Origin of the sequence: Nostoc sp. 106C (genome assembly GCF_002154725.1) — a bacterium.
Classification (GTDB): Bacteria; Cyanobacteriota; Cyanobacteriia; order Cyanobacteriales; family Nostocaceae; genus Aulosira.
In genome coordinates, this window is sequence record NZ_MTAW01000089.1 from 117,231 (window position 1) to 130,668 (window position 13,438).

8 protein-coding genes are annotated in these 13,438 nt (G+C 42.1%); 5 read left to right on the forward strand and 3 right to left on the reverse strand.

The genetic code is table 11. The features are described from left to right. Nucleotides 1-92: 92 nt before the first annotated feature. From BV375_RS10585 to BV375_RS10595, 3 genes are all read right to left on the reverse strand, one after another. The gene (locus BV375_RS10585) at nt 93-2,582 is read right to left on the reverse strand and encodes an S-layer family protein (RefSeq protein ID WP_086760149.1); all 2,490 of its coding nucleotides are present in this window, start codon (nt 2,580-2,582) and stop codon (nt 93-95) included. An 84-nt stretch (nt 2,583-2,666) separates the two neighbouring features. Continuing rightward, the gene (locus tag BV375_RS10590; protein ID WP_086760151.1) at nt 2,667-5,189 is read right to left on the reverse strand and encodes an S-layer family protein; all 2,523 of its coding nucleotides are present in this window, start codon (nt 5,187-5,189) and stop codon (nt 2,667-2,669) included. A gap of 39 nt (nt 5,190-5,228) precedes the next feature. Then, entirely contained in the window at nt 5,229-6,998 is a 1,770-nt protein-coding gene (locus BV375_RS10595; RefSeq protein ID WP_086760153.1) for a ShlB/FhaC/HecB family hemolysin secretion/activation protein, read from the reverse strand. A 907-nt stretch (nt 6,999-7,905) separates the two neighbouring features. Between BV375_RS10595 and BV375_RS10600 the strand changes: the two genes are divergently transcribed. The 5 genes from BV375_RS10600 to BV375_RS10615 all read left to right on the forward strand — a co-directional run bounded on the left by BV375_RS10600 (nt 7,906) and on the right by BV375_RS10615 (nt 12,836). After that, nucleotides 7,906-8,748, forward strand: a complete 843-nt coding sequence (locus BV375_RS10600; protein WP_086760155.1) for a YaaW family protein — start codon at nt 7,906-7,908, stop codon at nt 8,746-8,748. Then, on the forward strand, nt 8,730-10,055 hold the full coding sequence (locus tag BV375_RS10605) for an O-antigen ligase family protein (RefSeq protein ID WP_086760157.1): 1,326 nt from the start codon (nt 8,730-8,732) through the stop codon (nt 10,053-10,055). Before BV375_RS10600 ends, BV375_RS10605 begins: the two co-directional genes overlap by 19 nt. A 425-nt stretch (nt 10,056-10,480) precedes the next feature. Continuing rightward, nucleotides 10,481-10,717, forward strand: a complete 237-nt coding sequence (locus BV375_RS35915) for a hypothetical protein (protein ID WP_143842054.1) — start codon at nt 10,481-10,483, stop codon at nt 10,715-10,717. A gap of 47 nt (nt 10,718-10,764) precedes the next feature. Then, nucleotides 10,765-11,286 carry a Ycf51 family protein gene (locus tag BV375_RS10610; RefSeq protein ID WP_086760159.1) on the forward strand — a complete coding sequence of 174 codons (522 nt, stop codon included), beginning with the start codon at nt 10,765-10,767 and terminating at the stop codon, nt 11,284-11,286. Between the two features lie 632 nt (nt 11,287-11,918). Beyond that, nucleotides 11,919-12,836, forward strand: a complete 918-nt coding sequence (locus tag BV375_RS10615; protein ID WP_134075926.1) for a fatty acid desaturase — start codon at nt 11,919-11,921, stop codon at nt 12,834-12,836. Nucleotides 12,837-13,438 lie beyond the last annotated feature (602 nt).

The window sequence follows — 13,438 nt, forward strand, 5'->3', positions numbered from 1 at the left end:
TTGTAGTTAATTTAGTGTTCCCATAATCGTATTGTTGCTAACATTAACCAGCGACAAGGAAGGTATGAGAAATTTTTGAATTTTTCACAAAATTAACTCTGAGGAATCGCAGCACAGGTTAATGCTTGCTGAGTATGGGTAGAAGATTGTGCTGCAACTAACTCAACTTTTCCGTTAGCATTACGATGCCAAGAAGTGGCTTGGACAAGTTCTGGTGATGAAGGGATTTGAGTTTGTAAAGCTTGTGTTTTGCGGAATGCAGAGATATCGCGGATATCAGACCAAGTGCGATCGCTCCCTACTTCTCGTGTCGGATTTTGCGGCACACCACCTCGTCCTGTCGCCACGAAAGTACTACCAGTATTGGCAGAACAACCTGTAGCTATTTGTTGGGATGGATCGGTGACATTTACTGGTAATTCAACTAAACCCGAATTGGGATCGATACCAATATTATTAATTTCCACTGTCCCATTGACATTAAATGCGGAACTAGCTGTAATATCATTGGTCAAATCTGCTCTAGGAGTTAGAGTATTGCGGTATCCTAGACCGATAATACCTTGAGTAGTGATGTTAATATTACCACCACGACCTTGAACCGCATTGGCGATCATGTCGCTGTTTTCTAAACCTACAATCACAGGGGAGGTAATTGACAAGTTACCACCATTACCTGTGCCCGCAGATGTAGCAGAAATAACGCTATCGTGACGCATCAACAGATAATCTTGTAAGTTTAATCTGACATTTCCCCCGTTACCAGAGGCGGTGGATGCAGTGATGTTGCCTTGTTGGTCTAGAACAATTGAGTTAGCATTTATCTGTAAATCTCCAGCTTTACCAGTTCCATCATTTTTGACGCTCACCGCTCCTCCATCGATCAGGTGTAACAATGGTGTGTTGATTATTAAAGAACCTGAATTGCCAGTAGGTATCGGAGGGAGTTGAAAGATAGCTTGAGTAACAGCATCAGTCATCTCGGCGTTGGAAAAAATGCGAGCGGGTAATTCAGTGACACTACCTTCGGTAAAACTATCTGCAATATCGATGGATTCAGAAGCGTTGACTACCACGCTACCAGCCGAACCACTTGCTACAGTCGTAGAACCTAAAGACCCCCCCTTTTGGATTGTTAATCGAGCAGTATTGATAACTGCGCTATTTGCATTACCCGATCCCTGAGTGAAGGTAGCGAGACTACTGCCAGGATCTGTAATTTCCACTATATCGGTGGCATTTACTTGGATTGCTCCACTCTGTCCAGAACTGACAGCGACAGAAATAATATTACCGTTATCGAGAAGCTTGAGATCCCCAGTGGATACCGTGATGTTCCCTGCATTACCACTATTTAATGAAAATGTGACGATCGCAGTATAAATAGCTGGATTGGCGCGATTAAAGCCACCGATCTCGGTTCTACCGCCCACATTGGTGACAATGTTTGCACCTGCTGTTTGACTCCGAGTTCTAGTCACAATTCTTCCGCCATCTTGCAGGAAGAGGTTGGTGGCCGAGATTGCTATATCTCCTACCTGACCTGTACCAAAATTGTTACTTTGGATCAAACTTCCTAATTGACCGTTGGCTGTATTTCCTGTCAGACTTAGGGAACCTGTGGCATTAGCTGTAATTCCTCCAGAGGATTGTGTTCCCAGGTTTTGGAGCAAAGCAGCAGAACCCTCAGTCAAACTAATGTTTTGTCCTTGTAAGAGGATTGAGCCATTGCTACCAGTGGCATTCAGCAGCGATTGTTGCGCCAGATCAATATCATTAAATTGTTGCACGTTGGAATAATCACCAATCCAGCCTGTTGGAGTGGGTTTAAGTCCAACTTGTCCATTCTTGACACTGCCCACTTCTAGATGCCCACTGTCCTTGGTGGAAGCAACTCCACCGGAAAAGTTCACTCCAGCGCCAATCAAAGCTAGTGTTTGATTTGTTCCAGCTTGTAATCCGGGGGGGCTTTTGCTGGCATTAGCTTGACCAAAGCCAGTACTATCTGTCAACAGGTTTCCCCGTCCCCGCACGGTAATGGTTCCTGAGTTTTGACCCATCTGCAAGCCGATAGGTACACTCATAGTTAGTAAAGGAGTACTATTAGCATTTACTGCACTAAACTCTGCACCATCGCTAAATTTAATACTATTTGCTGTCGTTCCTAGAAATGAACCACCTATATTTAAACTGGCATTTTCTCCAAAAATAATCCCAGCTGAGTTAAGCAAAAACAGGTTGGCAGTACCATTCGCACGAATCAAACCATCAATATTAGATGTACTACCGCCAGTGACTCGCGCAAAGATATTCTCAATGGTGGTGGCGTTGTCGAACAAGGCAGAGCCTCCGGTAGGTACGGAGAATTGGCTGAAGCTGTGAAACAGATTATTGCCTGTGACAGTGCCATTAGTAATCGTGAAGTTATTGCCATTCTGGAAGACAGTAGTATTGAGGCTGCCATCTGAAGCTATCTGAGCATTTGCGTAGCTGTTGCCAAAGAACATGATTCCGATTGGTAGCAGTATAGAACCTGCCCATATTCGATTCATCAAACTCAAATAAACAGAAAACAGCCTCATTATTAGTCTCCTTTTATACCTAATTACTATTCCTTAAATGTTATTGTTCCTAACATGAGTGGGGAACTGTTTGAGCGCTGGAAGTCATGGCGCTTGCTTGACATTCAAAATATTTGAATTGCTGGACAAATCAACTCTTGGAACCGCAGCACAAGTTAACGGCGGCTGGATATGTGCGGGAGATTGTGCCGTAACTAATTCAACTTTGCCTTGGGCGTTACGATACCAGGAAGTAGCTTCCACAATGACATCTGGCAATGTAGGTGTTTTGGCAGTTACATTACTAGTTTGGCGATATGCAGAGATGTCGCGGGTATCAGACCAGGTGCGATCGCTCTTCACTTCTTGTGTGGGATTTTGCGGCATACCACCCCGTCCCGTAGCCACAAATTTACTGCCTTGCTTGCTGGCACAATCTGTAGCAATTTGCTGGGATGGATCGCTGACATTTGCAGGTAATTCTACTAAGCCAGAATTGGGATCTACGCCGATGTTATTAATTTCAACTGTGCCACTAATACCAAATTGGGAACTAGCGGTGATGTCATTTTCTGGGGTGAGTTCGGGACGAAACTGCAATCCAATTATTCCCTGAGTGGTGATTTGAATATTGCCACCCTTACCTTGAAAGGCATTAGCAATAATGTCGCTGTTTCCCACTCCAGCAACGATTGGTGCATTGATATTGATATTACCGCCATTACCATTACCGCCTGCGGTGGCTGCGATCGCGCTATTGCTACGCAGCAGCAACAACTTCCCAACATCTAAAGCGATATTCCCGCCATTACCCGATTCTGTTGCTGCTTGGATGCTGGCTTGACGCTCTAATCGAATGGTATGAGCTGTAATGTTGAGACTGCCACCATTGCCGCTACCTTGACTAGTAACACTCACTGTTCCGCCATCCATTAACATCAGGTTGGGTGTAGTAATGCTCACATTACCCGCATTGGCTGTTAGTATGTTTGGCAAACCAAATAGCTGCTGGAGTTGTGGGTTTAAGCTAAGGACAGATGAGTTGATGCTGCTGTAATTGCTTTGACTACGACCACTAATCTCGATTGATTCCGTGGCATTAATACTAATATCTCCACCATTACCTGTGAAGAAGGTAGTTGCAGCAACTGCCCCTCCATTGAGAATTTGTAACTTGGCGGTATCCAGCGACAATTTTTTAGCGTTTCCGGTTGCAAACGTGGTTGAGGCAATGTTGCTATAGAAGCCAAAGGGACTTTCTCCCATTACAGTCGTGTGATTGTTGCGAATTGTCACTTTTCCACTAGAGCCACTACCAAATGTAGCTGAACCTAATGAAGCTCCACCTGATACTACTAAACTATTGCCATTGACAAAGATGTCGCCAGCGTTACCCGAACTATAATAGCTAGAAGTACCAAGAGTACTAATGTCTCTAGGATTGCTTGGTGAAAATCCAGACAGTTCAATAGCAGTTGCCTGAATTTCGATATTGCCACTTGCAGCCGTTCCTATAGTTGAACTATTCAACCCTGCTCCCTCTTGGATTGTCAGCTTGGGAGTAATGACACTGATATTACCGCCTGCTGCGCTGCCGAAAGTTTCACTGCGAATTCCACTCCAAATTCCTGCATCGGTTCTACCAATCATGTCTATCGCTGCTGATGCTTGCAAGTGAATTTCACCACCGGGTAAATAACCGAAATTCTGCGTCAGTATGAGTGAACCATCAGTAAATTTAATGTTTTGCCCCTGAATCTGTACAGATCCTGCATTAATGCCACTTACATCAACTAGCGATCGCTGTGCTAGTTGAATATCGCCAAAGCTTTGCCCATTTTCATAACCCAAGGTATAGCCTTGTACTGTGGGTATGAGGCTGACCAATCCTACACCACTCACGCTGCCTAATTCTACTTGCCCCTGTTGAGCAGTTAGAGTTGCCCCATTCAGATCCAAATTGCCCCCTACCAAAGCTAGAGTTTGTCCTGGCTGTACCCGTAGTTCGCTAGCACTAGGAACCACACTGATCGGCGGCAATCCATTGGGATTGGGATTGCTCAAGGAGTGTCCTGTGCCTTGGACAGCGATCGCCGCCGGATTGCTGCCCATTTGCAAACCAATGGGAACATTAATGCTTAAAAGGGGCTGAGTTTGGGAATTAATCGCACTAAACTCTGCACCATCAGCAAACTTAATGCTATTTGCAGTTGTACCAACAAACGATCCACCAATATTCAGTTGAGCATTAGGGCCAAAGATGATGCCACTGGGATTGATCAAAAATAGGCTCACAGGATTATTACTGTTGATGGTTTGAATCATGCCATCAATGTGAGAAATGCTACCACCTGTAACCCGACCGAATATGGTAGTTATGTTTGGTGAGTTAACTAAATCAAAGATGGCTGAAGTACTAGTAGGAACGCTAAATTGCTGGAAACTGTGAAATAAATTACTGTTGGCAACACTGCCGTTATTGATGATAAAATTGCTACCACTTTGGGAAACATTTGTATTAAGAGTGCCATCAGATGTAACCTGGGCGTTGGCAAAGCCACACCAGAGAAATATGCTACCTGTCAAAATTCCATTAACCAAATCCCAGCAAACAGAGGGCGCTTTCATCTCTCGGTTTCCAACAATACTTATATAAATAGAGTTCCCTCAAAACGGCGAATACTGCACTGAGAAATACACTCCATTTTCTTGAAGCGATCGCTTTTCACCCTCTACTGATGTCAGCGGAATACCCCAATCCAAACGAGCTGAGAAGTTATTGCCCTGTTTCCATAGCAGCCCTAATCCCGTACCTACTAACGTACTTGGTGAGGGATTGTCGCCTTTGGTATTCCAACCTTTACCAACATCGATAAAGGGTGTCAGTTGCAGCACCCCTCCTAGCTTGGGCGCACGTAAAATTGGCAAGCGAAACTCTGCCGAAAACAACATGCCATTGTCTGTGAGTAATGTGTCTTGACGATAGCCTCGTACACTTACTTGTCCGCCCAGACCGAATTGTTCTAAAGGAACTAGAGAATCTGCTGCTAGTTGTAAATCGCCTCTAGCTAAAAACAAAGTATCTGGTGCTAACTGTCGCACCCACTGCGCCTGTCCCCGCCAGGCGAAAAAGCGGCTATCCGGGCCATCATCACTCACATTGGCATCGAACCAATCTACACCCAAGCTAAATTGCGATCGCACAGCAAACACGTGCTGATTGCTGCGCTGGGTATACTCCTGAAAGAAGCGGAGGGCAGAAATATTGGTTCTTCCTTGGGCATCTGCACCAGGCGAAAGTCGAAACGGGCCAATGTTATCAATGCCCAACTCTGTTTGGCTTTCTTGGCGCGAGAACGATAATCCGACAGCTAAATCCTGAGTAGGTTTTTGCAGCAATGGTTGGCGATAGCCAAATTCGTAAGATGTGGTATTTGATTGAATATCCAAGACGCTGAATGGTTCTTCAATCACGTTGTTCCAACCCTGGTTAAAACCAAACCAGAGAGTGCCGTTGTGAGGATTAATTGGTAGTGCGTAATTGAGATTGATTGTATTACTGCCATCGGTATTGGCGTATCCGACGCTCAGGGTGTCACCTAAACCAAGTAAATTGGCTTGTTGGAGATCTATTCCCCGACGGAAACTGCCAACACTGGGCGATCGCCCATTATCGAGGGTAGCTGTGAGTGAAAATGTGTCGGCTTCTTGAACCTCGACTTGCAATATATTGGTTCCCGGACTTACACCCATCTGCAATTCAGCTGATAGATTTTGAATCCGCGGATCGAGGCGCAGTAGTTGTAACTTTTCCATTAAGCGCGGGATATTTAAAGGTTTTCCCGCACCAAGTAGAATGCGATCGCGAATGTATTGACTGCGCAATCGTCTGTTACCAGTGATTTTGATTTCTTGCAGACTACCCTCGATTACCTGAATTTTGATTGTTCCGGCTTCTACTGTCTGCGGTGTAATCAATGCCCCTGTAGTGACATAACCGTTATCAATGTAAAGCTTGGCGATCGCATCTTTGATTTGCAGTAATTCTGCAAATGTCAGTTCTCTGCCAACGAAGGGATTGGTAATTGCAGCAAACTGTTGTGGTTTGAAGACTGTACTGCCAACAACTTCAATGCGATCGACTCGAAATTTGGCATTAGAGTCATCCTGTCCTGGAATTGATGGTTCTGGTAGTGTTGGTGGCGGAAGCAATTGATTGTTTTCTGGTGGCTTCGGTAATACATCCGCAGGTAAGGGAGTAGCAGGAACCTCTTCTATCCGTCCAGGCGGTAAGGTTTGAGGATTTGGAGTTTGGGCGAGTGCTTCCTGATACTGGCCTAGTACTGCTGCTAAAACAAAGCCGAATGTCAGAGGTTTCAGCTTAAAGCGAAATTTGAGAGGCCTATTCAATGTTGGCTTAGAGCCGACGGTAGTCATGTTTTAATCCTTTTGTCACTCCCCGACAAATTAACAATCAAGACAATTTGTAAGTAAAGCCAGTTTCGGTCAAGCTGTTGGTCAACCAATAGCCCTACTTCCAATCACAGGGAACTGTGCCCGTCAAATGTTCAATCAGAGATAATCAGTAAAATTCCCATGTGCTGCTTACAGTAATTGAGCTAAAGATAGAGAAGCTACCAATAAGCACCAATTAAATGAATACAAGTAATGATAAATTTTAGACTTTTATTATAAGTAATAATCCTGGGAAAATTCAGAAAAAATTAATTGTTAAATTACTCAATATGCTTGTTTGTAAGACTATATGTTGAGAAATCTTGATATGGAACAAAATGCAACTGTGCCTTTGTTTCCGCGTAATATACGCAATATCAGTTTGAACAAGAATGCGACAAATACATGAGGTAGGGGCGCACAGCTAGCTGTGCGCCCTTAAATGGTATAGATTGAAACAACCGATCAAAGAAATAGAAGATGTGCGTAGACATGAAGTGGCTTGTCGTTAGCAGTCCATGTGCAGGGCGAACCTTCAGGATGAAACAAAGCTAGGGATCGATTGAGTATTTATGCTTAAATAAAAATCACTTTGTTAGGAGATATCGCCTTTGACGGATAGGCAATTGGTGTTAATTTCTTTATTGGCAATCGATGCGGATAAGTTACGAATATTGCAAGAATGGTTAGATATTCTCAACTAAGTTAATAATTACTACCTGTCACTACAGTTCAAACGAGCAGACGTGGGGTGACATGTCCTGGCACTGAATAAAGCAGGACAATTTGCTGATGAAGTCCGAATCTTGCAACAAACGTTACTAAATGACTGCTGAAAGCTAATAGTAGAATAGGGTACAGAAAGCAGCACGGAAGGGAGGAAGGGAAATTGGATGAACTGAGGGCGGCTCTAGAGCTTGCAACTGAAGAAGAATTGCAAGACTTAACGGCAATTCTGTTTAGTCGTAAGTTTAATCCCTTAGACTACGTTCACACACCTGAACCGATCGAAGTCCAGAGTCAAGACCGCAAGGCTTGGTTAGATACACTAGAGGATCGTTTTCGCTTTTTGGCAGCAGATGGGATGACAGTATTGCGAGGACGCACTAACCAGGTAACTTATCGACAAGCGCTAATTCAAGTATGTAAGTATTTAAAAATACCTTATTCTAGTCAATTAGCAACGGTTGATTTAGAAGCAGAAGTATTTTTGCATCTATTAGGACATGTGTGGAAAAAGTTGCCGGAAAAAGAAAAGCAAAAATTAACTGTACAGGTGCAGCGTCACCTAATTAAATCAGAAGCCAAAGAACCGCTACCAATTTTATTGCAACGTGACCCCTTAGGATTAATTTTTAAAGGTGGTAGTGCCATAGCTGTCACTTCTGTTGTCCAACCACTTGTACTGAAACAAATTGCCCGCCAATTTGCTATACACTTTGCAACCTATCAAGTAGCCAAACAAGCAGCAATTGAAGGCTCAGCAGCAGCGACAACGCAGTTTCAAAGCTATTTAACGTTGCAAATGGCACAACGGGGTATGACTGTAAATGCAGCTCGTTATGGAGCAGTTCGCAGTGTCTTTGCCTTTATTGGGCCAGTCATGTGGGCTTGGTTTTTTGCAGATTTGGGGTGGAGAGCGATCGCTACTAACTACGGTCGGATTATTCCTACTATTTTTGCCTTAGCGCAAATTCGTCTTACACGTAGTGAATGTTGGGAGCTAGCTTGAACCAAGCTGTTTACCATCCCAATCCTGCTTTGCAATTACCTTGGAATTTGACTCAATTGGGACTTGTTCTCTTCCCATTGAGTCCTTTTTTCGGAGCTGTATTAATAGTTTTGGCATCCTTAATTACTTGGGGGCGGCAATTGGGCAAAATTATCCGCCGCCCCCTCAATTGGGGATTTGCTGTTCTGAGTATATTGCTGATTATTAGTGCTGGGTTTGCCTATGACAAAACCCCAGCTTTTGTCGGTTTATTTAATTTATTACCGTACTTTATCGTTTTTGCCGGACTGAGTGCCCTGATTCAGAAACCTGCCCAATTAAGACAATTGGCTTGGATTTTAGTAATTGCTTCCGTTCCCATCACAATTTTGGGCTTGGGACAGTTATTTTTGGGCTGGAGTTTGAATTTAACGTTTTTGTGGATTGTAGTAGAGTGGATCATCGCGCCTGGAGGAGAACCACCAGGTCGGATGTCATCAATATTAATGCACGCTAATACCTTAGCTGCTTATTTAGTAATAACTTTTACTTTAGGCTTAGGGTTGGGGCTAGAACAATGGCAGTTGATTAAAAGGAACACTCAATATTCATCAGTTCCCTTCATCTTTTTAACTGTAACGGGAATTCTCAATTTTATTGCCTTAATTTTTACCAACTCGCGCAATGGCTGGGCGATCGCAATTTTTGTCTGTTTAGCTTATGCACTTTACCAAGGTTGGCGCATTCTTGTAGGTGGCGTTGCTAGTGTCGTTACTTGCATCTTGTTGGCAGCTTTCGCTCCCTTATCCATCGCCCAGTTTTTTCGTCACTTCGTTCCAGCTTTCTTTTGGGCGCGACTAAATGACGATATGTATCCCGACAGACCAGTTGCTTTAATGCGTAAAACCCAATGGGAATTTGCCTGGTCTTTAACTCAGCAACATCCTTGGACTGGTTGGGGTTTACGCAATTTCACTGCATTATACCAAGCTAAAATGCAGATTTCCTTGGGTCATCCCCACAACTTATTTTTGATGCTATCTGCTGAAACTGGTCTGCCAAGTACTGTTTTATTTTGTGCTTTAATCGCTTGGATCTTAATTGCATCTATTAAACTACTACGAAACTCAAAATTTATACATCAAGAAGATAGATTAATATTTTTCAGTTATCTCGTAGTTGTATTTGGGTGGTTGTTATTCAATACTGTTGATGTCACTCTCTACGATTTTCGATTAAATACGCTTTCATGGTTAGTTTTATCTGCTGTTTGTGGAGTAGTCTATCGCTACGACCAAGACCATAGATTGAACGCTAAAGAAAACTAGCCCTCGAGACTATTTTGAGTATAAGGTATTGATTTTGCACACTAACTCATGAGGTTAGCCTGAGAGACTTAACAGCATAAATTATAATCTATAAGCGCATCAGCTTGATGATATGGATGTATAAACCACATCATATTTTCAGTGTATGCACTGGAGTCATTTCTCATTTGCAGTTAATAAAATTACTGTTATTCACGTCTGTGAGTGTGGCTAATTCAAGTTAGTCACTGTTGCTGATTGTTGGGAAGGTGTACGGATAACCCTTTTGGGGGTTTTCCTGCATGATAGGCATCTCTTGTAGATGCCTTTTTTTATATATTTTTTTGTGATTAACTCATCAAGAATATTGCTAAAAAAATAGCAGAATTATTCAATTTATAAGAATGATGCTCTATTGATTGTCGGAATTCTTAATAATATAAGCTGTGGAAATTATCAGCTTAAAATTTTTTATAAATAATGGAATTACAGATAAACAAGAAATACACACCGATAAATTATCTGTGTTTACACCGGGGTTCCGATTGCGGCGAGAAGGTTGGAAAGAGTTCCATTCAATAGATCGAACTTACGTTGACCAAGAGGATTGCACAAACGAATCGAGCTTTCATCTGCATCAAAGCGATCGCCGCAGTAATTCCTACGGTGTAAGTACTAGGTAGAATGGTTTTGTCCGTAATCGAAAAATGACGCCTCAGTAGCCAACCTTATGCTCACAACAGCTGACTTCCTTCAATACACCCAATGGTCAGGTATTGCCACTTTGGTATTTACTGTCTTGACGGTTCTGGCTTTTATTCTTAAATGGGGCATTCGCTTTCGACTGGTGGGTACAACTGGCTTTATGCTGGTGCTGACGAGTGGTTTATTTGCACTGTCGTTAGTACCCTTGAGTCGCACTGTGATTCCGGGCGCAGGGCGGTTCAGTCTAGTTTATGATAATGGTTCAACACAAGCAGTAATTGCTATCTCACCCCAGACTACGCCTTCAGCATTAGAAGCTACTTTACGTCAAGCAGCTAGTAATCTGTATTCTTATGGACGCTTAGGTTCACGAAATGACAACTATCTGACAATTCGTGCGCGGACTTTGCTCCACCCAGAACCAGGGGTTTCGATACCACTATACTTGGGACAGATCAAGCGATCACTAGCTAGTCGTGAAGACTCTGAGATCACTGTAGAAATTTACCCAGAAAAATTTGCTCAGTTGCCAAAGCCCACCGCTTAGAAATGTCGGTAAAAGAACGTGAGGCATAACGACAACAATTTGTTATGCCTCACGCTAAAGTGAAATCATACTGAAAATTAAAAGCTTTATTACCTATAAATTACTGTAAAATTTTAGCCTGTTGAATCCCAGTGAGTGATGCTTGGAGCGATCGCCTGATCATAAAATTAAATAACTCATATTTAAAACTTAGAACTTCAACATTTATGAACACTATGGATTTTCTAGCTTTTCTTATGCTGTGAATCTTCCGCTTGGGTGAAGTTATACGCAAGCCAAAGGATGTACTCTAATTCTATCGAAATCAAACCATTCCAAAAGTTATTCACACTGAAAATCAGGGGTGATTTTGTGCAATCTATGCTGTAAACACCTTATGAATGTTGGGTTTTGGGTTTATACGTATAAGTAAATGACTGTGAATGACAAATGTCTGAATGTAATATTAATTTTATATATTTGTGTAACAAATTCAAATATGATGAACTTATATTATACATCTCCAACGGTTGCCAAAAGTTAATTTCAAGCACCGCTCTTTCATGCTTTAGAAGTACCCCATCTATCGTTGCATGGTTATCTGCACCTGATGGCTAAATTCTATGGTCAGTTATGTCTTTTGAGGGTTCTCTATGTTATCTAGACAAGAATATAAAATAGATATATTAGGTAATATTCCTTTTATATCTATTCATATTGGTAGCCTGCTAATTTTTTGGGTAGGCTTTAGTTGGGCGGCGCTAATTACATGCTTTGCTCTCTGGTTCATCCGGATGTTTGGAGTGACAGCAGGATATCACCGTTATTTTTCACATCGCACTTATAAAACAACGCGTTGGTTTCAGTTTGTTCTTGCTGTTCTAGGCAATGCTTCAGCTCAGTTAGGTCCACTATGGTGGGCAGCACATCATCGTCATCATCACCGCTACGCAGATACAAAACAGGATATTCACTCGCCTATTGTTCATGGTTTATGGTGGTCGCATATTGGCTGGGTGATGTGTCCTCAATATTCCAAAACAGATGAAAGGAATGTCCGCGATTTTGCACAATATCCAGAGTTGCAGTGGTTAAATCGTTTTCACATGACTGTCCCTATTGTTTTAGCAATCATTTTGACTGGAATTGGCATACTCTTTCAGCACTATATTCCTCAGCTAAAAACGACTGGCTTACAAATGCTTGTCTGGGGATTTTTCTTAAGTACTTTACTGCTTTATCATTCGACTTTCACAATTAATTCTCTTGCCCATATCTTTGGGTATCGTCGCTTTAACACAACAGATACTAGTCGCAACAATTGGTTTTTAGCTCTAATTACTCTAGGTGAAGGTTGGCATAATAATCATCATTATTATCCGGCTTCAGAACGGCAAGGATTCTACTGGTGGGAAATAGATGTTACTCATTACATTCTGAAGCTACTTTCATGGCTAGGAATCGTTTGGAATTTAAGAACTCCTCCCAGACAAATTTATGAGCAATTGTCTTTAAAATCGGCAAATCAAACTTCTCAAATTATCAAGATTGCTGATAATGATGTCGATTAACGAAAAAACGTGAGTAGCACTTTGATTAGCTTCAGAACTGCTATAGGATTCGTTTTTGGTTTTTGAAATATTATGTAGAAAAACACGTAGGATTGGCATTGTGCATCATATCCTCGTTTTGGTGGGCAATGCCCACCCTACACTACTAGGTTCACCAGCACCTATGTAAATCACTACCGCATGTGCTATGCCACATTTTCAAGCGAGAACCTCCACAGGCGATCACTCTTGGATAAAAGCAGATAAACGCCCCACGTAACATTGCTGGCTGCTTATTCCTCAATTCGCAGATATTGTGTTGTTTGCATCAGTTATCGAATTTATATCCCTAGATTCTGAAATTGATATTTGTTATATGCGGCAAGGTTTTTCGCAACTGAGACTGCCTCATTTATTCAGTATAATCCTGCAAGCAGAATCTAGTTTGCCTGTTATCAGGAAAACATATTTTTTTTTGTATTTCAGTATACAATTATTATTTTTTTAGATTAAGATATTAATTTAGCAATTCCACTAATGAGAAAAAATTAATCAGCCTATGGGTAATTGGTAATGGTGTCAGGAAAAATTATTGGTTCTTCCTCAGCCCCAAACCCAAATGT